20 protein-coding genes are annotated in these 21,780 nt (G+C 60.0%); 14 read left to right on the forward strand and 6 right to left on the reverse strand.

Annotated elements, in window-relative coordinates; genetic code table 11:
• Positions 1-317 precede the first annotated feature (317 nt).
• From ACTG1K_RS04585 to ACTG1K_RS04600, 4 genes are all read right to left on the reverse strand, one after another.
• On the reverse strand, positions 318-2,471 hold the full coding sequence (locus ACTG1K_RS04585) for a S9 family peptidase (protein ID WP_440004869.1): 2,154 nt from the start codon (positions 2,469-2,471) through the stop codon (positions 318-320).
• Between the two features lie 233 nt (positions 2,472-2,704).
• Positions 2,705-3,136 (reverse strand): DUF411 domain-containing protein, encoded by a 432-nt coding sequence (locus tag ACTG1K_RS04590; protein WP_005339953.1) that lies wholly within the window; start codon positions 3,134-3,136, stop codon positions 2,705-2,707.
• A gap of 46 nt (positions 3,137-3,182) precedes the next feature.
• Positions 3,183-3,506, reverse strand: coding sequence for a hypothetical protein (locus ACTG1K_RS04595; RefSeq protein ID WP_159158041.1), 324 nt, complete (start codon positions 3,504-3,506; stop codon positions 3,183-3,185).
• A gap of 88 nt (positions 3,507-3,594) precedes the next feature.
• Entirely contained in the window at positions 3,595-4,317 is a 723-nt protein-coding gene (locus tag ACTG1K_RS04600) for an SDR family oxidoreductase (protein WP_005348556.1), read from the reverse strand.
• 142 nt (positions 4,318-4,459) lie between these two features.
• Between ACTG1K_RS04600 and ACTG1K_RS04605 the strand changes: the two genes are divergently transcribed.
• The 5 genes from ACTG1K_RS04605 to ACTG1K_RS04625 all read left to right on the forward strand — a co-directional run bounded on the left by ACTG1K_RS04605 (position 4,460) and on the right by ACTG1K_RS04625 (position 9,581).
• The gene (locus ACTG1K_RS04605; protein WP_159158042.1) at positions 4,460-5,302 is read left to right on the forward strand and encodes a LysR family transcriptional regulator; all 843 of its coding nucleotides are present in this window, start codon (positions 4,460-4,462) and stop codon (positions 5,300-5,302) included.
• A 101-nt stretch (positions 5,303-5,403) separates the two neighbouring features.
• The gene (kefF, locus tag ACTG1K_RS04610; RefSeq protein WP_159158043.1) at positions 5,404-6,000 is read left to right on the forward strand and encodes a glutathione-regulated potassium-efflux system oxidoreductase KefF; all 597 of its coding nucleotides are present in this window, start codon (positions 5,404-5,406) and stop codon (positions 5,998-6,000) included.
• A 67-nt stretch (positions 6,001-6,067) separates the two neighbouring features.
• On the forward strand, positions 6,068-7,924 hold the full coding sequence (locus tag ACTG1K_RS04615; RefSeq protein ID WP_440004870.1) for a monovalent cation:proton antiporter-2 (CPA2) family protein: 1,857 nt from the start codon (positions 6,068-6,070) through the stop codon (positions 7,922-7,924).
• Positions 7,921-8,307 carry a SirB2 family protein gene (locus ACTG1K_RS04620; RefSeq protein WP_111900333.1) on the forward strand — a complete coding sequence of 129 codons (387 nt, stop codon included), beginning with the start codon at positions 7,921-7,923 and terminating at the stop codon, positions 8,305-8,307. Before ACTG1K_RS04615 ends, ACTG1K_RS04620 begins: the two co-directional genes overlap by 4 nt.
• 287 nt (positions 8,308-8,594) lie before the next feature.
• Complete coding sequence (locus tag ACTG1K_RS04625; RefSeq protein WP_440004871.1) at positions 8,595-9,581, forward strand: helix-turn-helix transcriptional regulator; 987 nt, start codon at positions 8,595-8,597, stop codon at positions 9,579-9,581.
• An 856-nt stretch (positions 9,582-10,437) separates the two neighbouring features.
• Here ACTG1K_RS04625 and ACTG1K_RS04630 read toward each other — a convergent pair.
• Positions 10,438-10,749 (reverse strand): DUF1145 domain-containing protein, encoded by a 312-nt coding sequence (locus tag ACTG1K_RS04630; protein WP_440004872.1) that lies wholly within the window; start codon positions 10,747-10,749, stop codon positions 10,438-10,440.
• On the reverse strand, positions 10,733-11,362 hold the full coding sequence (rsmD, locus tag ACTG1K_RS04635) for a 16S rRNA (guanine(966)-N(2))-methyltransferase RsmD (RefSeq protein WP_420939258.1): 630 nt from the start codon (positions 11,360-11,362) through the stop codon (positions 10,733-10,735). Before rsmD ends, ACTG1K_RS04630 begins: the two co-directional genes overlap by 17 nt.
• 110 nt (positions 11,363-11,472) lie before the next feature.
• Between rsmD and ftsY the strand changes: the two genes are divergently transcribed.
• The 9 genes from ftsY (at position 11,473) to hutU (ending at position 21,778) form a co-directional block, all read left to right on the forward strand.
• Complete coding sequence (gene ftsY, locus ACTG1K_RS04640) at positions 11,473-13,170, forward strand: signal recognition particle-docking protein FtsY (RefSeq protein ID WP_440004873.1); 1,698 nt, start codon at positions 11,473-11,475, stop codon at positions 13,168-13,170.
• An 89-nt stretch (positions 13,171-13,259) separates the two neighbouring features.
• A complete protein-coding gene (gene ftsE / locus ACTG1K_RS04645; protein WP_005339995.1) occupies positions 13,260-13,928 on the forward strand; it encodes a cell division ATP-binding protein FtsE in 669 nt (222 codons plus the stop codon).
• On the forward strand, positions 13,928-14,881 hold the full coding sequence (ftsX, locus tag ACTG1K_RS04650; RefSeq protein ID WP_005339996.1) for a permease-like cell division protein FtsX: 954 nt from the start codon (positions 13,928-13,930) through the stop codon (positions 14,879-14,881). The genes ftsE and ftsX overlap by 1 nt, the downstream gene beginning before the upstream one ends.
• Before the next feature lie 451 nt (positions 14,882-15,332).
• Entirely contained in the window at positions 15,333-16,187 is an 855-nt protein-coding gene (gene rpoH / locus ACTG1K_RS04655) for an RNA polymerase sigma factor RpoH (RefSeq protein WP_005339997.1), read from the forward strand.
• Positions 16,188-16,312: 125 nt separating this feature from the next.
• The gene (can, locus tag ACTG1K_RS04660) at positions 16,313-16,972 is read left to right on the forward strand and encodes a carbonate dehydratase (protein WP_042076162.1); all 660 of its coding nucleotides are present in this window, start codon (positions 16,313-16,315) and stop codon (positions 16,970-16,972) included.
• 11 nt (positions 16,973-16,983) lie between these two features.
• The gene (hutC, locus tag ACTG1K_RS04665) at positions 16,984-17,688 is read left to right on the forward strand and encodes a histidine utilization repressor (RefSeq protein ID WP_026035093.1); all 705 of its coding nucleotides are present in this window, start codon (positions 16,984-16,986) and stop codon (positions 17,686-17,688) included.
• A 154-nt stretch (positions 17,689-17,842) separates the two neighbouring features.
• Positions 17,843-19,078 (forward strand): imidazolonepropionase, encoded by a 1,236-nt coding sequence (hutI, locus tag ACTG1K_RS04670; RefSeq protein WP_425856115.1) that lies wholly within the window; start codon positions 17,843-17,845, stop codon positions 19,076-19,078.
• The gene (gene hutG, locus ACTG1K_RS04675; RefSeq protein ID WP_425856113.1) at positions 19,071-20,015 is read left to right on the forward strand and encodes a formimidoylglutamase; all 945 of its coding nucleotides are present in this window, start codon (positions 19,071-19,073) and stop codon (positions 20,013-20,015) included. The genes hutI and hutG overlap by 8 nt, the downstream gene beginning before the upstream one ends.
• 53 nt (positions 20,016-20,068) lie before the next feature.
• Positions 20,069-21,778 carry a urocanate hydratase gene (gene hutU, locus ACTG1K_RS04680; RefSeq protein ID WP_440004874.1) on the forward strand — a complete coding sequence of 570 codons (1,710 nt, stop codon included), beginning with the start codon at positions 20,069-20,071 and terminating at the stop codon, positions 21,776-21,778.
• Positions 21,779-21,780 lie beyond the last annotated feature (2 nt).

The following is a 21,780-nucleotide window of genomic DNA, read 5'->3' on the forward strand; positions in this document are numbered from 1 at the left end:
GAAAGCGGGGGAGTTGATCACCCCCTTTCCGGCAGTCACCCTCATCCTGTGGTGAGGCTACCGACCTCCTGTCGGTCGAAGATAAATTGGCCCCTGAGGGGCCAAATAAAAAGTTGCAAGCACTCCGATTAAGCACATTCACCCAACATAAATCAAACGAAATGGCAAAATAGCGGAGTTAAATCTTGAGAAACATGACCTCGATCATTCATTTTCTTGCCGAAGATTAATTTGATATGAAGGGAAATGGAAGAGGGAAAAACTACGAGAGGATTCTTATGCGGCCCTTGAATGACAAGGGCCGGAGTCATGAGAGATCAGTTGGCCGGGGTGGCCAGATCCAGGATAAAGGCGTATTCCAGCGCGATATCCTCGTAGGCTTTGAAGCGGCCCGACTTGCCGCCGTGGCCGGCGTCCATGTCGGTGTTCAGTAACAACTTGTTATCATCTGTCTTCAGTTCGCGCAGCTTGGCGACCCACTTGGCGGGCTCCCAATACTGCACTTGCGAGTCGTGCAGCCCGGTGGTGACCAGCAGGTTGGGGTAGGCTTGCGCCTTCACCTGATCGTAGGGGCTGTAGCTCTTCATGTAGTCGTAGTAGCGCTTCTGGTTCGGGTTGCCCCACTCGTCATACTCCCCGGTGGTGAGGGGAATGGACTCGTCCAGCATGGTGGTAACCACATCGACGAACGGCACCTGCGCCACCACGCCGCGATAGAGTTCGGGCGCCTGATTGATGACCGCCCCCATCAGCAGGCCACCGGCGCTGCCGCCCATGGCGTAGACCTGATCTTTGGCACCGTAGCCTTGCTCAACCAGCGCCTTGGTGACATCGATAAAGTCATTGAAGGTGTTCTGCTTTTTCAGCAGTTTGCCATCTTCGTACCAGTGACGGCCCAGCTCTTCACCACCCCGGATATGGGCGATGGCGTAGACGAAGCCTCTGTCCAGCAGGCTCAGGCGCGAGCTGCTGAAGTCGGGATCCATGCTGGCGCCGTAGGAGCCGTAGCCATAGACCAGCAGCGGATTCTTGGGCGCTTCGGCCTGCTCTTTCTTGAACTTGTCCTTGCGATAGACCAGCGACACCGGCACCGATACGCCGTCGCGGGCGGTCACCCAGAGCCGCTCGCTGGCGTACTGGTCGGCCTTGAAGCCGGCCACCGGCTGCTGCTTGAGCAGGGTGCGCTTGCCGCTCGCCATATCCAGCTCATAGGTAGAGGCGGGGGTGGTCATGGAGGAGTAGCCATAGCGCAGGGCGCTGGTATCCGGCTCCGGGTTGTAGGCGAGCCAGGTGACATAGGCGGGATCGTCGAAGGCGATCTCCTTCTCGTCACCGCTCTGCCAGTTGATCTGGCGCAGTCGGGTCAGCCCCTTGTTGCGCTCTTCCAGTACCAGCCAATCCTTGAACAGGGCGTAGCTCTCCAGCAGCACCTCCGGATTGGGGGCGATCACCGCCTTCCAGCGATCGACCGGGCTCTCTTTGGTCTCGTAGAGGCCGAAGTTCTTGCCGTCCTTGTTGGAGCGCACATAGAAGCGGCCGCGGTAGTGATCCAGGCTGTATTCGTGATCCACCTGACGGGGCAGGAACAGGCGGGGGGCGTGCTCCGGCTGGTTGGCATCGATCAGCCGCGCTTCACCGGTGGTGGTGCTGGAGAGAGCGATGACGATGAAATCTTCCGAGGTGGTGGCGTAGAGGCTGATGTAGAAGGAGTCATCCTTCTCCTCGTAGACCAGCTTGTCCGTGGCCGGATCCGTCCCTAGCGTGTGGCGATAGACCTGATACGGAAGCAGGGTCTGCGGGTGCTTGCGCACATAGAAGACGGTCTTGTTGTCGTTGGCCCACACCAGATTGCCGGAGGTATTTTCCAGTTTGTCGGTGGCCCACTGGCCGCTCTCCAGATCGAGGAACTGGATCTGGTACTGACGACGGGAGAGGAAATCTTCCGCCACCGCCAGCCAGCGGTTGTTGCGGCTCACTTCAAGGGCGCCGAGGGCATAGAACTCGTGCCCTTCAGCCCGCAGGTTGCTGTCGAGCAGCAGGCTCGCCTGCTCTTCACCGAGCTTGGTACGCGAATAGATCCCGTACTCCTTGCCCGGCTCATAGCGGGTCTGGTAGCGGTAGCCGTTCTTCACATAGGGCACCGACTCATCCTGCTGGGGGATGCGGGCGACCATCTCTTTGTAAAGCTGTTCGCGCAGGGGCTGGGTCGGCTTGAGCATGGCCTCGGTATAGGCGTTCTCGGCCTTGAGATAGTCCAACACCTCGGGCTTCTGCCGCTCGTCGTCACGCAGCCAGTAGTAATTGTCGATGCGGGTATCCCCGTGTTTTTTCAAAGTGCGGGGATGTTTGGCGGCCACGGGCGGCTGGATTGGATGTTCGCTTGTCAGCATGGCGGGCTCTTCATTGGCATAAGTGGGGGGGAGAACTGTCAGAAAGGCTAGCAGCAGAACTCCTCGGGAAAAGGTAAACATGTCGCATCCTTGGCGCTGGAAAGGGTTGGTAGACCTGAGCATCGGCTCCATGAATTGGCGTTAAATCTGCCCCTTGTTGCCGGTGGTTGCAAGCAATCCCTTGTTATTGCAGGAAATGTAATCAAAAAAGCCGCTATCTCGCGATAGCGGCCCTCTTTCTGGCCATGAGCGGCAAGAGTCCGCTCAGGTGTGCCTCACATGATATGGGAGTGCCCTCTCATGGCCAGTTTTCGTCAGCCGGGGTAGCTCGACCAGCGGTTGGTCGCGCCCTCGTTGCTGATACTCAGTACCTCATAGGGATGGCCCGGAATATCCATGCCCGGCGCACTCTGGGGCATGCCCGGAATAGTCAGGCCACGGATCGCCGGTTTTTCCCTGAGCAGCTTTTGTACATCGGCGGCCGGTACATGCCCCTCGATCACATAGCCATTTACGATACCGGTATGGCAAGAAGCCAGTTCCGGCGCGATACCGTATTGCTGCTTCACTGCGCCGAGCTGTTCGGTTTCGATGACCTCCAGTTCGAAGCCATTTTGCTCCATGTGCTCGTTCCAGCTTTGGCAGCAGCCACAATATTTGGATTTGTAAACGGTCATCTTTTCGGCCGCGAGAGCCGAAAAGCTGACGGTACCGGCCAGCATGGCCAGTAACAGGGGTTTGTACATCACTCACCTCAGATTGAAAGAAAAGATGCCCGATACGGGATGCGTTTCAGATCTGGATGCGTGGGGGACGTTCGAGCCGCTCGCGCGGAGCGTCCGGCATAAAGAGAGAGGGGGAGGCGAAGTCGGGGGTATCCGGTTCCAGCACGGCGACCGTCAGGCTGTCGTTGCCTACCAGCGTCATCGAGAGGGCGGTGGTAAAGCTGCCGCAGGGCATTGCTTTTTCCAGGGTGCGCTCGCTCTGGCTGCAGTGGGTGGTCAGGGTACAGAGGTCGGTTGCGGCCCGGCTGCCAAACGACATCAACACCAGCACCAGACTCCACAAGGGGAGCCAGCGACGGGCGTGAGCGAGTTGGCGACGGGTGAGAACCATGGAATGACTCGAAAATAACAAGGGGCACATGGTAACCCTGTGCCCCGGGGGAGGGTCAAGCCCTCCCCATGGTGTCAGTCAGCCAGGATTAAGGTTGCTGACGGGTCGCCGCCAGCACGATCTCGCGCACGCAGACGTTGGCAGGCTGGTTCCAGGCGTAGAGCACGGCATCGGCGATCACTTCCGGCGCAATGACGCCACCCATCTGATCTTTCCAGTCGTGGTAACCGGCCTTGATGCTCTCGTCAGTGGTGTGGCTGAGCAGCTCGGTCTCGACCGCACCCGGGGCAATGGTCACCATACGCACGCCGACATCGGCCACCTCTTCCCGGATGTTCTCGGTCAGGGCGTGCACGGCGAACTTGGTGGCGCAGTAGGCAGCATGGTTCGGGAAGGTCTTGCGACCGGCGATGGAGCTGATGTTGATGATGGTACCGCTGCGGCGCTCCTTCATGCCTGCCAGCACTGCGTGGACGCCGTTCAGTACCCCCATCACGTTGATGTTGAGCATCTGCTGCCACTCGGCGGGATCCTGCACATCGGCCTGACCCAGCAGCATGACGCCGGCGTTGTTGACCATGCAGCCGACCGGGCCAAATTTGGCTTCTGCCTGCTGGACGGCGGCCTTCATGGCAGCGGTGTCGGTTACATCGACCCCGATGCAGAGGGTATCGGGCAGGTTCAGTGCCTGCATCGGCTCGACCCGGCGGGCCAGCAGTAGCAGCGGATGACCGGCGGCAGAGAAGGCTCGGGCGATGGCGGCACCGATCCCGGCAGAGGCACCGGTGATCACGACGAGAGATTTGGACATGGGTCTTTCCTTCTGATTCAAGAGTCGGTTTGAGCAAACAGGTGGCTGGCCAGCACGGAACCCAATCACTATAGTCACTGCATCTATAAGTGATAAATATTGTTTTCCGCTGGTTATCATCTGAAAAAACTATGGTTGGTTTATGCTGGACTTGAGATTGCTGCGTTTCTTCATCGCCATCTATGAAGAGAAGAACATCACGGCGGCGGCCGAGCGCTGCCACGTCAGCCAGCCCTCCCTCTCGGCGGGGCTGCGCCAGCTGGAAGAGGCGCTCGGTGACAGCCTGTTTGTCCGGGGCAAGAAAGGGGTGGTGGCGAAAGATCCGGCCCACTATCTCTATCCCCACGCGGTCAAGCTGGTGGAGGAGGCGCGCCGTCTGCCGGAGCTGTTTCGCCAGAAAGCGACGCGTGCGAGGCTCAATATCGCCATCATGCCGGACTTGAGTCGCCGCCGGGTGGCCGGGCTGCTGCAGCAAGTACAGCGCGTGTTGCCGCAGCTGGATCTCACCCTCTCCGACTACACTACGCTCGCCGACTGCCGCTTGACGCTGGATGCCTTGCGTCGGGAGGACGAGATCTTCCTGCCGCTGTGGGAGGAGGATTACGTGCTCTGCGTGCCGGTCGATCACCCCCTGGCCAGTCGCGAAAGGATCGAGCTGGCCGAGCTGCAACATTATGATTTTATTGAGTGCCCGCCCTGCGAAGCCCATCAGCAGACTATCGGCCTGCTGGCCTGTGACCGGCTTACCCTCAATCTGGTGGCCAAGGCCGAGAGCAAGGGGTTGGTGATGGCGCTGGTGCTGGCGGGGGTCGGCATCAGTTTTCTGCCGGACGGGCTGGTGGAGGATGAGGCGGGGCTCTGTACCCTTCCGGTGAGCGGGCCGCGGATGTTTCGCCGGATCGGGCTCTGCTATCCCGCCCACCAGACCCTCAATCCGGCGCTGCGGGAGCTGATCCCCGAGTTGGCAGGCTATGGCGCTTCCTGATAAGGTCGCTCTCCTGTGCACCTTTACGATGCAGCTCCCCAGACTCCCCTTTTCTGTTTACCTCGCCTTGCTCCGCAAGGCTTTGTTCGGGTGATGTGGTCATGAAACGCATTCTGGTTATTTTTTCCCATCCCGCGCTGCAGAGCTCGCGGGCCAACAAGCAGCTGTTGCAGGCGATTGAGGGGCTGGAGGGGGTCACGGTTCACGACCTCTATCAGCACTATCCCGACATGTTTATCGATGTGAAGCGGGAGCAGGCGCTGCTCTGTGAGCACGACATCATCGTCTTTCAGCACCCGTTTTACTGGTACTCCTGTCCGGCCATCATGAAAGAGTGGATGGATCTGGTACTGGAGTATGGCTACGCCTACGGCCCCGAAGCCCAGGCCCTCAAGGGCAAGCAGTGGCTGAGCGCCATCACCACCGGCGGGGCGCCGGAGTCCTACTGCAGCGAGGGTTACAACAGCCGACCGCTGCTCGATTTTCTGCTGCCATTTCAGCAGGCGGCCACCTTGTGCGGCATGAACTGGCTGCCCCCTTTCGTGCTGCACTCCTTTCACAAGATCAAGGATCCCGCCGCCCTGCGCCGCTGTGGACAGGATTACCGCCAGCTGCTTTGCGCCCTGCGTGACGATCAGCTGACTCCAGAGCAACTGGCCGGGCACCCCTATCTACGCGACTTGCTGGAGGTGCTCTGATGACACATGGACAGCTTGTTGGCCGAGCTTATGAGTCGGATCAGACGTTCAAACGGAGGGCTGACTGATGGGCCACGGGATCCTGTTTGATGCCTTTATCTATCTCTCTGCCGCCGTCATCGCGGTGCCGCTGGCCAAACGCTGGGGGCTGGGTTCGGTGCTCGGCTACCTGCTGGCGGGGATCATCATAGGCCCCTTTCTGCTGGGGCTGGTGGGGGAGCAGAAGGATGTGATGCACTTCGCCGAGTTTGGCGTGGTGCTGATGCTGTTTCTGGTCGGTCTTGAATTGCGTCCGGCCCTCTTGTGGCAGCTGAAGGGGCCGATCCTCGGCACCGGCGGCCTGCAGGTGCTGCTCACCACGGCGGCGCTGACTGGCGTGGCGCACCTGATCGGTCTACCTCTACAACAGGGGCTGGCCATCGGCCTCATTCTGGCGCTCTCCTCCACCGCCATAGTTCTGCAGAGCCTGCAGGAGCGCAAGCTGATGCAGAGCGAGAGCGGTCGCTCCGCCTTTGCGGTGCTGCTGTTTCAGGATATTGCGGTCATTCCGATCCTGGCGCTGCTGCCGCTACTGGCCATGGCACCGGTCGCCAGCAGTGGTGGCTCCGAGCTGGCGGGTTGGCAGCATGGTCTGCTGGTAGTCGCGGCCATCTCCGGCATAGTGCTGGGTGGCCACTACCTGATGCGGCCGGTATTTCGTGCCATCGCCCAGTCCCATATGCGGGAGATCTTCGTCGCCGCCGCCCTGCTGCTGGTGATCGCCATCGCGGTGCTGATGGAGTCGGTGGGGCTCTCGCCCGCTCTCGGCTCCTTCCTCGCCGGTGTGGTGCTGGCCGACAGCGAATATCGCCATGAGCTGGAGGCCGACATAGAGCCGTTCAAGGGCTTGCTGCTCGGCCTGTTCTTCATGTCGGTGGGGGCGGGGATCGACTTCGGGCTGTTTGCCGAACACCCCTTCCTGATACCCACTCTGGTGGTTGGCCTGATGGTGCTCAAATGGCTGGTGTTGATGGCACTCGGTTTCATCATCCGCATCTCGCCGAGCCAACGCTGGACCTTCGCGCTGGCGCTCGCACAGGGCGGTGAGTTTGCCTTCGTGCTCTTCTCGTTTGCCGCCCAGAACCGGGTGCTGCCCGGCGAGACCATCTCGCTGCTTACGCTGGTGGTTGCGCTCTCCATGGCGCTCACCCCGCTGCTGCTGATCCTCAATGATCGGGTGATCCAGCCCTGGTTCGATTACCGTAACCAGAGCGACGCGCCGCAGCATGAGCAACCTGAGCTGGTGGAGCATCCGGTGATCATCGCGGGCTTCGGCCGCTTCGGTCAGATCGTGGGGCGTCTGCTGCACGGTCACGGCATCGGTACCACCATCCTCGAGCAGGATGCCAGCCAGATAGAGACCCTGCGCAAGTATGGCTATCAGGTCTTCTATGGCGATGCCAGCCGGATCGACCTGCTCCATGCCGCCGGGGCGCACAAGGCGAAGCTGCTGGTGCTCTCCATCAACGACAGCGCCACTTCGCTGGCGGTGATCGAGATGGTGCAGAAGCACTTCCCGCACCTGAAGATCCTGGCGCGGGCGCAGGATCGTCCCCATGCCCACGAGATCCTGCGCCACGGTGTCGACAGCGTATATCGGGAGACGCTGGGCTCCGCCGTGGATCTGGGGGTGGAAGCCCTGACCCAGCTTGGGTTTAGGGCCAACCAGGCCTGGCGGGCGGGGCAGACCTTCAAGCAGCACGATAACTGGCTGTTGCGCGAGCAGGTCAACTATCTGGACGACGAACACACTTATATCAACAAGAGCCTGCAATACCGGGAGATCCTCTCCGATCTGTTGCAAGACGACGAGGAGGGGCAGGAGCGTATCCATGCCCACAACTGGAACAGCGGGCTACCCGACGACGACAAGGAAGCAAAATGATTGCCTATTATCCCATGTTCAAACACCTGCATATGACGCTGGCGCTGGTCAGTCTGCTGCTCTTTATCTATCGCTGGAGTCTGGCGCTGGCCGGCAGCGATCGGTTGCAGCAGAAGTGGCTGAAGATCCTGCCGCATATCAACGACACCTTCCTGCTGCTGTTTGGTGTGTTGCTGGCGGTGGCCTTGCAGTTGAGCCCGGGTCAACAACCCTGGCTGATGGCCAAGCTGATGGCACTGGTACTCTATATCGGTCTGGGAGTCATGGCGCTCAAGCGCCCGGCCCGCGGTCAGAAGCTGGTGGCCGGTGTGGCGGCACTGGCGGTGTTTGGCTACATGGTCGGTGCGGCCATCACCAAGTCAGCCTGGTCGTGGCTGATGTGAGCAAAAGGGGAGAGCTATACTCTCCCCTGAAATCATATTCTGTGATGAATTAATTAATCGGAGTTTTATGCTAACAATAAATCGCAAGATAGAACTTTCATTTGAGGGATTTTTGGCTAATTTTAGCCTCTAGCGGCTCCTTTTTTGAGTGTATTGTCTTTGAAAATCAATTGTTTAGTGTGTTTTGTATGAAAATGGCGACAGTTGTCGCAGCAAAACTTGCGACATAGACTGTCGCAAGTCACGACTAGCATACAGTCAACGCTAAACCAGTGAAGGCAAGCACCATGAGCAAGAAGCTGTTACGACAACTGACCTTGGCGCGTTGCATCCCGCACCGCCCTTACAAGCTGACCGCCAGCCAACTCCAGGTAAAACTGGAAGAGGAAGGTATCCACGTCAGTCTGCGTACCGTGCAACGGGACCTGGAGGAGATGTCCGGCATGGGACTGTTCGACCTCACCTCGGACGAGCGCAGCAAACCCCATGGCTGGTGCTTCGAGCGCCACGGCCTCAACGACTTTGCCAATATCATGCCGCTCTCGCTGGCGGTGGCCCTGAAAACCTGGAGTGATCAGGCGAGCCAACTGTTACCGGCGAGTGTACTGACCGAATTGAACCCGCTGGTCGACAAGGCGAGTCAGGTGATCCGCGACAGCCAGAGCGAACTGGCCGAACGCTGGCTGGAGAGTGTCCACCAGTCACCGCGTCCGTTTGCCGGCAACCCGGAGATCCGCCGCAGCACCCTGATCCGCGATGCGCTCTGGCGTGGTCGCAAGTTCAGTGCCGAGATCCAGCGCGTGATCAAAGAGCGCACCGTGTGGCTCTGCTACGACCGTATCAACCCGCTCGGCATTCTCAATCAGCCGGACGCTCCGATCCTGCTCTGCACTCTGTCCGAGCTGGATCCCAAGGTCTACGGCATCCCGTTTGACCATATCAAGAACGTGGAGCTGACCAACTTCAGCGCCACCCAGCCGAAGGATTTCAATATCCAGAAGCTGATCCGCGATCAGGGCTATCAGGATGTGAGCGGCCCAATCCGCTTCGTCGGCCGGATCGATGCCAACAGCCAGTCGCTGGTGGATAACCAGATCCCCGGCAACAATCCGCGCATGACCCGCTATGACAAGCGCAGTGTGGTGGTGGAGACTGAAGTGCAGGACACCCCGGAGTTTCGCAGCTGGTTGAACAACATCGGCGGTGAACTCGAGGTGCTGGCGCCGGAATCGTTGCGCAAGGCCTATCTCAATCCGGCCAACCGCTTGAGCTGATTAAAAAATTGGAATGTTGAAGAGTCGAGCCTGGCCTCGGCTCTTTTTTTTTGCGGTTTTTTTAAGCATATTTATTCAACTAATTTTTAAGTCTTAACGTCAGGATTGAACCGTTTTCCTGCCCCGTTTTTGGGGGCGAAACCCGTGTAAGAGATCTGCCATAGCGACTGTAAGAGGCTGGCGCTTTGAGCCGTACGCGAAGCCATGCCAGATTGATCGAGCTTTCCCGTGAAACTAAATAAATAGCTGATATTAAAGGGTTAGTTTTTAAGTTCGTTTTTTGAGATGGGAGCCGCATCGGATCTTTATCATCGGATGGCCCTTGTTCGGGGTGCGCATTTCCTTAGTATGGGTCTCACAAGGACGAAGCTGGTCCGGCAGGATGCAGGGCAGCGCATAAAGATGGAATAGTCCGCAGGATGTGGACAAGGGACACCTCAGGATGAGCTCGATAATCAGGACGATTATCGTCACGGATGAATAAAGGAACACCGCGGGATGCGGCAGGACACTCTCGGGATGGGAGCAGAACGAACGGAACCTCGTTCTTCAGGATGAACAGGACCTCGCCGGATGCGAGAGGAATACTTCAGGATGAAGTGAGATAACCCGGATGGTTATCTGTCAGGAAGACGCAAGGAACCCCACAGGACGTGGTAATGGACACCTCCAGGATGGAGACAGTGAAGCAGTTCAGGATGAATTGCCAGGCCAGGAACGCCGCAGGACACGCCAACGGATTGGAAAGGGGATATTCCAAAGGATTAGGATAACGTCAGGGATTGCAGGGAGCATTGCAGTTCTACGGACAGGACGACACGACTCTAGGGGACGGCTACCGCCGTCCCCTTTTCTTTTATGGTTTGTCCGAGAGATTGCCGCGCTGGGCGGCGTTGACGATCTCTTGCAGGCGCTGACGAATGTCGACCATGCCAAACACACCAAAGATCAGCACAGTGACAAATTCGGCCTTGGTAACAGCGAAGTAGCGTTTGCAAGCTGCCTTGATCATGCTGGCCTGCAGCCAGTGCAGCAGGACGACGATCACGCCGCAGACCGGCAGAAAGCCGTTGAGTTTGCCGGGCAGAGGGGCAATCAGGCTCACCAGTACGCCAAACCAGAAGAACAATATCAGCCCCATCGCCAACAGATTAAAGACTCGCTTCATTGTTTACCTCCCTTAGATAGAGTTGATAGCAGACCTGACCGGCTTGTTTGTCCTTGAGTAGTTGCCAGCTGGCGGGCAGCGCCAGATCGGCCATCTCCTTCTCCCGCTCCAGATAGATGAGGGCGTCCGGTGCCAGCCAGCCGCGCTGCTCCAGCAGTTCGCACACTTGCGGCAGCAGCTCGCGGCGAAACGGCGGATCGAGGAACACCAGATCAAACGGCGTGGCCGAGCCTTGCAGCCAGCTCACTGCATCTGACTGGATCACCTGACCCTGACTGCTGCCGAGGGCGGTCAGGTTCTTCTTGATCTGGTCGGCGGCCCCTTTGTCCATCTCGATCAGGGTCACCTGCTCGGCATAGCGCGACAGCGCCTCCAGTCCTAGTCCGCCGCTACCGGCAAACAGATCCAGGCAGCGGGTGCCGCGAATGTGGGGGGCCAGCCAGTTGAAGATGGTCTCCTTGACGCGGTCCGTGGTGGGTCTGAGCCCCTCAACATCCTTGACCGGCAATTTGCGGCCTCGCCACTGGCCGCTGATGATTCTTACAAAGCCCGATTTTCCTTGCGGGGCGGGACTCTTGCTCGGGTTGCTACGGCTGGATTTCACTCTGGGCATCGCGTTTCATCGTCAGAAAATAAAGTGGTAGTATAAGGCGGTTCATTTTTATGCCGACCCGCCAAGGGGCGGCTATCTTAGCAGTCAGCCTTTGATGTGAGTATTTTTAGATGGCAAAAGGTTTGTTTTCCTGGCTGGGTTTCGGCCGCAAGAAAGAAGAGGCTGAGGCTGTCCAACCACAGACACCCCAAGCCACCCCCGTTACCGTTGAGCCCGAGGTCACTGCTACCCCCGCTCCCGTTTCCAATACCACTGTTTCCGATAGTACGCCGGCCGTTGCCCCCGAAGTGCCTGCCAGCGCACAGAATCCCGTTTTGCAAGATGATTGCTGCCTGCCGACCGAGCTGGACGACCACGGCCCGCTGGTAGTGGAGGAGTGCGCCTCCGATCTGGAGCCGGTGATCGTCAACGAAGCGCTGATCGCCGAAGAGGAGCGTGCCGCTGAAGCCGCTCGCACTGCCGCAGAGGCGCAAGCCGCTGAGGTCAAGGCTGCCGAAGAAGCTCGTATTGCTGCCGAAGCTCGCGCCGCGGAAGAGGCCCGCATCGCCGCCGAAGCTCGCGCTGCAGAAGAGGCTCGTATTGCTGCCGAGGCTCGCGCTGCGGAAGAGGCTCGCATTGCCGCCGAAGCCCGCGCTGCGGAAGAGGCTCGTATCGCTGCCGAAGTCCGCGCCGCGGAAGAGGCCCGTATTGCTGCCGAAGCCCGCGCTGCGGAGGAGGCTCGCATTGCCGCCGAAGCTCAGGCTGCGGAAGAAGCCCGTATCGCCAAAGAGGCCCAGCGAGCGGAAGATATGCGTCTGGTCGCCGCGATGGAGGCTGAGGCCGCCGCCCTGGCTGCCCTGCCGCTGGCCGCCAAGGTGGACGACGACACCCAGGACAAACCGCAGCGGGAGGGCTTCTTTGCTCGCCTCAAGCGCAGTCTGGTGCGCACCAAGGAGAATATCGGTTCCGGTTTCTTCGGCCTGTTTCGTGGCAAGAAGATCGACGATGAGCTGTTTGAAGAGCTGGAAACCCAGCTGCTGACCGCCGATCTCGGCGTCGACACCACCACCCGCATCATCGAAGGGCTGGTGCAGCACGCGGATCGCAAGCAGCTCAAGGATGCCGAGGCGCTCTACGGTTTGCTCAAGCAGGACATGGGCGAGATGCTGGCCAAGGTCGAGCAGCCGCTGGTGATCGACACCAGCAAGAAGCCTTATGTGATCCTGATGGTCGGCGTAAACGGCGTCGGCAAGACCACCACCATCGGCAAGCTGGCCAAGCAGTTCCAGGCTGAAGGCAAGAGCGTGATGCTGGCGGCGGGTGACACCTTCCGTGCCGCAGCGGTCGAACAGCTGCAGGTTTGGGGTCAGCGCAACAACATTCCGGTGATTGCCCAGCATACCGGTGCCGACTCCGCTTCCGTCATTTATGACGCCATCGAGGCCGCCCGCTCCCGCGGGGCTGATGTGCTGATCGCCGACACCGCCGGTCGCCTGCAGAACAAGAGCAACCTGATGGAAGAGCTCAAGAAGGTGGTGCGGGTGATGAAGAAGCTGGATGAAGAGGCGCCCTACGAGATCATGCTGACGCTGGACGCCGGCACCGGCCAGAATGCGCTGAGCCAGGCCAAGCTGTTCAGCGAGGCGGTTGGCCTGACCGGCATCACCCTCACCAAGCTGGATGGCACCGCCAAGGGCGGCGTCATCTTCGCGGTGGCCGACAAGTTCCAGATCCCGATCCGCTATATCGGGGTGGGCGAGGGGATCGACGATCTGCGTCCCTTCGTTGCCAATGACTTCATCGAGGCGCTCTTCAGCCGCGATGAATAAGTCCGGCCGCGATGAGTCAGCTCAGCCGTGATGATTAAGTGTTCCATACCCCGACTCCGGTCGGGGTTTGTCAATTTCAGGGAACCGTTATGATTCGTTTTGACAAGGTCAGCAAGGTATACAGCGGCGGCCATCAGGCGCTGCAAAAGGTCAGCTTTCACCTGCGCAAGGGAGAGATGGCCTTTCTGACCGGGCACTCGGGGGCGGGCAAGAGTACCCTCCTCAAACTGATCAGCGTGATGGAGCGCCCGACCGATGGTCGCGTCTTCTTTCATGGTGATGATGTCAGCCATATCCAGCGCAGCCAGATCCCCTATGTTCGCCGCCAGATCGGGATGATCTTTCAGGATCACCGCCTGCTGATGGACAGAACCGTGTTCGACAACGTGGCGCTGCCGCTGGTGATCGATGGCTACAGCCATGCGGACATCAACAAGCGGGTGGCGGCGGCGCTGGACAAGGTGGGGCTGCTCGGCAAGGAGCGTTACCAGCCGCGCATGCTCTCCGGTGGTGAGCAACAGCGGGTCGGCATCGCCCGTGCCATCGTCAACAAGCCGCCGCTGCTGCTGGCGGATGAACCGACCGGCAACCTGGATCCTCAGCTCTCCATGGATATCATGCGGCTATTTCAGGAGTTCAACAATTTTGGGGTCTCGGTACTGATTGCCACCCACGATCTGGGGCTGATCGCTCGTATGCGCTATCGCACCCTGACCCTCAAAGCGGGTCGCATGTATTCGGCCGGGGAGGAGCTCTGATGGCTATCGTTCGTCATAAACAACCGCCGCTGCGCCGTCTGATGATGTACGGGGTTGATCATGTGCGGCAGGCGTTTGCCAGTCTCGGGGAGTTGTGGCGCAATCCGCTCGCCTCTCTGATGACGCTGGCGGTGCTCGGCGTCAGTCTGGCGCTGCCATCCTGCTTCCACGTGCTGCTGAAAAACGCCGAGGTGGTGGAAGGGAGCTGGCAGAGCAGTTCCCAGATCTCCCTTTACCTGCGCAAGGATCTGCCGGAGCAGAGCATTCTCGATCTGCAGCACCGGATCCTGCTCTATCCCGAGGTAGATTCGGTCACCTACCTGAGCCGTGACGACGCGTTGCGGGAGTTTCGCGAGATCTCCGGCTTCGGCGATGCCCTCGATTATCTGGACAGCAACCCGCTACCGCCGGTGCTGAGCGTGATCCCGGATCCGCGCTGGCAGAACCCGGAAGGGGCCGCCGAGCTGCTCAGCAAGCTCAACAACGAGGTGGGGGTCGAGCAGGGCAAGCTGGATCTGCAGTGGCTGACCCGGTTGCAGGGGATCATGAACCTGCTGCGCCACACCATTACCGGTATCGCGGTGCTGCTGCTCTCCGCCGTGTTGCTGATCGTCGGCAATACCCTGCGTCTCAACATCCTCAACCAGCGTTCCGAGATCGAAGTGCTCAAGCTGGTGGGGGCGACCGACTCCTTCATTCATCGCCCTTTCCTCTATACCGGTATCTGGTTCGGGGTGATCGGCGGCATGCTGGCCTGGTGGCTGACCGAAGTGATGGTGATCTGGAGCGAAGGGGTGGTGAAGGAGCTGGCGGGCTTGTATAACAGTAACTTCCGGTTGGTTGGCATGGGAGCGGTAGACGGGATAAATCTGATCTTGCTGGGCGCCCTGCTGGGGCTGATTGCCTCCTGGTTCTCGGTCCATCGCCACATTCGCGACATCGAACCATCCTGATTACTTTGTCATCAAAGTAAATCGCTGGATTTTGAGAGGCGGATCAAGTAAAAGAGGGGCCGTTTCTGGCTTGGCCCCCATAGTCAGAGTATTCTGAATAACAATGATCTTCCGGATCTTCGCTAGATCCAGTGAACCTTCTGATTTATAAGCAGTCTATTAAAGCTGAAGCATTTATACGGGTGTGGCCCCTCTGCCTTGCTCGTCAGACTTGGCAAGCATGTGAAGGTTGCGAGCTCCGCAACAATGGACTTAGCATGCTACTTTTCGGGGGTCCTTCATTGTGACCCCCTTTTTTTGACTGTTCATTCATGATTCATCCTGCAGGCTTAAGATAAGCCGGTCTAAAACTGGGCATGTTCTTTGATACACGCCGCAGAATGGCATCCGGTCAGTAGACAGACCCTCTCAGGGTGTTAGACTGATTCGATTGAAAAGTAAGAGGTAACAGATGGGAACTTCATTGCAGCGCACTATGGCTCTGATTCCGCAAGGTAGTCTGGAAGGCTATATCCAGGCAGTAAACTCTATTCCTGTGCTGAGCGCAGAGGAAGAGCGTGAACTGGCTGAGCGTTTGCAGCAGGATGGCGATCTCGAGGCTGCCCGCCAGCTGGTTATGTCGCACCTGCGCTTTGTCGTTCATGTCGCCAAGAGTTATGCCGGTTACGGCCTGCCTCAGGCCGATCTGGTTCAGGAAGGCAACATCGGCCTGATGAAGGCGGTCAAGCGCTTCGACCCGACGGTCGGCGTGCGTCTGGTCTCCTTTGCCGTGCACTGGATCAAGGCCGAAATCCACGAATATGTCCTGCGCAACTGGCGCATGGTCAAGGTGGCGACCACCAAGGCCCAGCGCAAGCTCTTCTTCAACCTGCGCAAATCCAAAAAGCGTCTGGGCTGGCTGAACCACGAAGAGGTTCAGGCCGTGGCGGCCGATCTCGGCGTCTCTGCCGCTGACGTGACCGAGATGGAAGCGCGGATGGCCAACTACGATCAGGCGTTCGATCTGGTGGGTGACGATGAGGAAGAGGGCGGTTTCGCTCCGGTTCACTATCTGGAGGACAAATCCTCCGATCTGGCCGCGACCATCGAGAACGACAACTGGGATGATCACGCGACCCGTCGCCTGAGCTCGGCCCTCGCCACCCTGGATGAGCGCAGCCAGCACATCATCCGCGCCCGCTGGCTCGATGATGACAGCAAGACCACTCTGCAGGAGCTGGCCGATACCTACGGCGTCTCTGCCGAGCGTGTGCGTCAGCTTGAGAAAAACGCACTCAAGAAGCTGAAAGATGCCATGGAGGCCTGATGCTTCCTCTCATAAAAACAGGGCCTGATGGCCCTGTTTTTGTTTCGCAGGGATCTGGTCGGCCTTGCTTTGGTTACCCTTGAGTGTGTTATGTTGCCGCCACTGCCACATTAGGGAGAGCAGAAGTGAAACTGTTGAACGACCTGTTTACCAACAACCGTGAGTGGGCCGAACGGATCAAAGCCGAAGATCCCAATTTCTTTGCCACTCTTTCTGCCCAGCAGGCCCCCGAATACCTCTGGATCGGTTGTTCCGACAGCCGGGTCCCCGCCAACCAACTGATGGGCTTGCTGCCGGGGGACGTCTTCGTCCACCGCAACGTCGCCAATCTGGTGGTACATACCGATTTCAACTGCCTCTCCGTGCTGCAATACGCGGTAGAAGTGCTCAAGGTGAAGCACATCATCGTCTGCGGTCACTATGGCTGCGGCGGCGTCAAGGCCGCGATGCAGAATCAGGAGCTGGGTCTCATCGACAACTGGCTGCGCAACATCAAGGATGTCTACTTCAAATATGGTGAAGAGCTCGAGGCCATCGAGGATGAACATGAGCGCTTCGACTACCTGTGCGAGCTGAATGTGGCCGAGCAGGTCGCCAACGTCTGCCACACCACCATCATCCAGAACGCCTGGCGCAAGGGGCAGGAGCTGGCCGTTCACGGCTGGATCTACGGGATCAAGGATGGCTTGCTGCACGATCTCGATCTCTGCATCAGCGGGCCGGATCAGATCCCCGATGTCTATCGCGCCTGGCCGGACATGCGTCCGCCCCACCGTCGGCGCTAGGGAGCTTCATGGTGGCGCCAGCCCTCTATCTGCAGATCAAACAGCATATTCTGGACGGGATCCGCGAACGCCACTATCAGGCGGGGGACAGGATCCCGACCGAAGCGGCCCTGTGCGAGCAGTTCACCGTGAGCCGGATGACGGTCAACCGGGCGCTGCGGGAGCTGGTGGCGGAAGGGTGGCTGGTGCGTACCGCCGGTTCCGGCAGCTTCGTGGCGGACCGGCGTACCGAGTCGCCGTTGCTGGCTATTCGCAACATTGCCGACGAGATCGCCGAGCGTGGCAGCGAGTACAGCGCCCGGGTGATCCGGCTACAGCGACTGGCCGCCGACGAGAAGGTGGCGGTACAACTGGGGCTGCGGGTTGGCGCCCCCATCTTTCACAGCCTGATCGTCCATCAGGCCGATGGGGAGCCGTTGCAATTGGAGGAGCGCTTCGTCGATGCCGGGCGCTTGCCTGGCTATGGCGAGCAGGATTTTACCCAACAGACCCCCAACCGCTATCTGATGGATGTCTGCCCCCTCTCCGAGATGGAGCACGTGGTGGAAGCCGTGTTGCCCAGCGCCGGTGAGGCGGGATTGTTGCAGATCCGCGTAGATTCCCCCTGTCTGTTGTTGCACCGGCGTACCTGGTCGGAGGGGCATCTGGTCTCCTACGCCCGTTTGCTCTCCCCCGGTTCCCGCTACAAGCTCAGCTCCAAGACTCAGTTGGAGTGAATGTATATACAACTCGATTTTGCAAAGCCCACCTCCTGGTGGGCTTTTTTGTGCTTAAACTCTAAGTTTGATGCTGTTATCAGGATGTGAACTTCGCTCTTTCTTTCGTCATAGAGATCGACTATAAGAATATGTATATACATTTGAGGTCGCTATGAACAAGGAACTGTTGAACTGCGAGCGGGTCTGGCTCAACGTGACACCCGCCACCCTGAATGATGAGCTGGCCGACTACGGCCTGCTGCCGCTCCACGCCATCGGCGTGAAGGATGGCAAGATCCACGCGCTGGGGCCGATGGCCGAGCTTAAGGGGCCCCATCCTGCTCACTGGCAGGATATGCAGGGCAAGCTGGTCACCCCCGGCCTTATCGATTGTCACACCCATCTGGTCTTCGCCGGCAGCCGTGCCGAAGAGTTCGAGCTGCGTCAGCAGGGTGTGCCCTATGCCGAGATCGCCCGTCGGGGAGGCGGCATCATCAGCACGGTGCGTGCCACCCGTGCCGCCAGCGAAGAGCTGCTGTTCGAGCTGGCGTTGCCGAGGGTGAAATCCCTGATCCGCGAAGGGGTCACCACGGTGGAGATCAAGTCCGGCTATGGCCTAACGCTGGATGACGAGATCAAGATGCTGCGGGTGGCCCGCCGACTGGGAGAGGCGTTGCCGATCCGGGTCAAGACCACTCTGCTGGCGGCCCATGCTGTGCCGCCGGAGTATCGCGATGATCCCGACAGCTGGGTCGAGACCATCTGTCAGGAGATTATCCCGGCCGCCGCCGAGGCGGGTCTGGCCGATGCGGTGGATGTCTTCTGCGAGCATATCGGCTTCTCGCTGGCCCAGACCGAGCAGGTCTATCTGGCGGCGGATCAATACGGCCTGCCGGTGAAAGGGCATATGGATCAGCTCTCCAACCTCGGTGGCAGCACGCTTGCCGCCAACTTCGGTGCACTCTCGGTGGATCATCTGGAGTATCTGGATCCGGAAGGGATCCTGGCGCTTGCCCATCGCGGCGTGGTCGCAACCCTGCTGCCCACCGCCTTTTACTTCCTCAAGGAGACCAAGCTGCCGCCGGTCGCCGCGCTGCGCAAGACGGGGGTGCCGATGGCGGTCTCCTCCGACATCAACCCGGGCACGGCCCCCATCGTCTCGCTGCGGATGGCCATGAACATGGCCTGTACCCTGTTTGGTCTGACTCCGGTGGAGGCGATGGTCGGGGTGACCCGCCACGCCGCCAAAGCACTTGGCGAGCAGGATCGCCTTGGTCAGCTCAGGGTCGGTATGGCGGCCGATTTCCTGATCTGGCACTGCGCCCATCCGGCCGAGCTGAGCTACATGGTTGGCGTCGATCAGCTGGCAGGCCGCATCTTCAACGGTGAGGAGACCCTTCATGGATAAGTTCAACCCGATCGACATGTCGCTCTGGCAGGGGCGGCAGGATCCGGAGGATGGCGAGTTGGCCCTGCGCTGGCATGACAAGGTGCAACCCTGGGCCGTCGGGGCACAGGAGGCTGCCGGGGTGGTGCTGCTCGGTTTTGCCTGCGATGAAGGGGTGCGCCGCAACAAGGGGCGTGTCGGCGCCGCCGGGGCGCCGCTGGTGGTCCGCAAGCTGCTGGCCAACACCGCTTGGCATCTGAGTCGCCCCGTCTACGATGGCGGGGATGTGAGCTGCCTCGATGGCGATCTCGACGCTGCCCATGGCCGACTAGCTGAGCGGGTCGCTGCTGCGCTTGATCTGGGCCACTTCCCGCTGGTGCTGGGGGGCGGCCACGAGGTGGCCTTCGGCAGCTGGAGCGGCCTCAACCTGCATCTGGCGGGTCAGGGGCGAGTCGGCATTATCAATTTTGACGCCCACTTCGACCTGCGCATGAAGCTGGAGCAGGCCAGCTCCGGCACCCCCTTTTTCCAGATCGCCGAGCAGTGCGCCGCTCAGGGCTCCCCGTTTCACTACGCCTGCCTCGGGGTGGCTGAGACCGCCAATACCCAAGCCCTGTTTGCCCGTGCCAAGGCGCTGGGTGTGTGGCATGTGCTGGATGAGGCGATGACCCAGACCGAGTTGCCAGCCTTGCTAAGCGGGCTGGATGCCTTTATCGCCGATTGTGATCACCTCTATCTGACCATCGATCTCGATGTGCTGCCTGGCTCCGTGATGCCGGGAGTGAGCGCCCCCGCCGCCCGCGGCGTGGAGCTGGCGGTGATCGAACCGCTCATTGCCCATATCCGGGCCAGCGGCAAGCTGAGGCTTGCCGATCTGGCCGAGTACAACCCGACGCTGGATCAGGACAATCGCAGTGCCCGCGTGGCCGCGCGGCTGGTTCATCTGTTGACCCGTTAACCCTTTGGCCGCACGTCGCCAAAGGCACCCTATTGATACAACAAGGAGTGTGTATGTCTGTGCAACAGCAGGATCCCCGTCATGATCCTAACCGCGTGATCCGTGCCCCGCGCGGTACCGAGCTGACCGCCAAGAGCTGGCTCACCGAGGCGCCGCTGCGGATGCTGATGAACAACCTGGATCCCGAGGTGGCTGAGCATCCCCAGTCGCTGGTGGTCTATGGCGGCATCGGTCGCGCCGCCCGAAACTGGGCCTGCTTTGACAAGATCGTCGAGGTGCTGACCCGGTTGGAGGAGGATCAGACCCTGCTGGTGCAATCCGGCAAGCCGGTCGGGGTGTTCCAGACCCACAAGGATGCGCCGCGGGTGCTGATCGCCAACTCCAATCTGGTGCCGCATTGGGCCAACTGGGAGCACTTCAACGAGCTCGATAAGAAGGGCTTGATGATGTACGGCCAGATGACTGCGGGTTCGTGGATCTATATCGGCACCCAGGGGATAGTGCAGGGCACCTACGAGACCTTCTTCGCGGTGGCCAATCAGCACTTCAACGGTGAACCCAAAGGGCGCTGGATCCTGACCGGTGGGCTCGGCGGTATGGGCGGTGCCCAGCCGCTGGCCGCCACCATGGCCGGTTTCTCGATGATCGCCGTGGAGTGCGACGAGACTCGCATCGATTTTCGTCTGCGCACCCGTTATGTGGACAAGAAGGCTCACAGTCTGGATGAGGCGCTGGCCATGGTCGATGAGGCCAAGCAGAGCGGCGCCGCCGTCTCCGTCGGTCTGCTTGGCAACGCCGCCGACGTCTTCGCCGAGCTGGTGGCCCGTGGTATCACCCCGGATGTGGTGACCGACCAGACCTCCGCCCACGACCCGGTGCACGGCTATCTGCCGCAGGGCTGGAGCGTGGCAAAGTGGCGCGAGCTGCAGCAGAGTGCCCCGCAGGAGGTGAATCTGGCCGCCCGTCGCTCCATGGCCCGTCAGGTGGAGGCGATGCTGACCCTGCAAGAGCGCGGCGCGGCGACTCTGGATTACGGCAACAACATTCGCCAGATGGCGCTGGAGGAGGGGGTGGCGAACGCCTTCGACTTCCCCGGCTTCGTCCCCGCCTACATTCGCCCGCTGTTTTGCGAGGGGATAGGCCCGTTCCGCTGGGTGGCCCTCTCCGGCGATCCGGAAGATATCTACAAGACAGATCAGAAGGTGAAAGAGCTGATCCCGGATGATCCTCACCTGCACAACTGGCTCGACATGGCCCGCGAGCGCATCGCGTTTCAGGGGCTGCCGGCGCGGATCTGCTGGGTCGGGGTCAAGGATCGGGTACGGCTCGGGTTGGCCTTCAACGAGATGGTGAAAAACGGCGAGCTGAAAGCGCCCATCGTCATTGGCCGCGACCATCTGGATTCCGGCTCGGTGGCGAGCCCGAACCGCGAGACCGAGTCGATGATGGATGGCTCCGATGCCGTCTCCGACTGGCCGCTGCTCAACGCCTTGCTCAACACCGCTGGCGGCGCGACCTGGGTCTCTCTGCACCACGGCGGCGGGGTCGGTATGGGCTTCTCCCAGCACTCCGGCGTGGTGATCGTCTGCGACGGCTCCGATGACGCTGCCAAGCGGGTAGGTCGGGTGCTGCGCAACGACCCGGCCACCGGCGTGATGCGCCATGCCGATGCCGGCTACGAGATTGCCATCAACTGCGCCGTTGAGGCGAAACTGGATCTGCCGATGATTGACGGCGCCAACGGTGTCAAAGGAAAGGTGTAACA

It is taken from the genome of Aeromonas sp. 102P, from assembly GCF_051920345.1.
Classification (GTDB): domain Bacteria; phylum Pseudomonadota; class Gammaproteobacteria; order Enterobacterales; family Aeromonadaceae; genus Aeromonas; species Aeromonas veronii.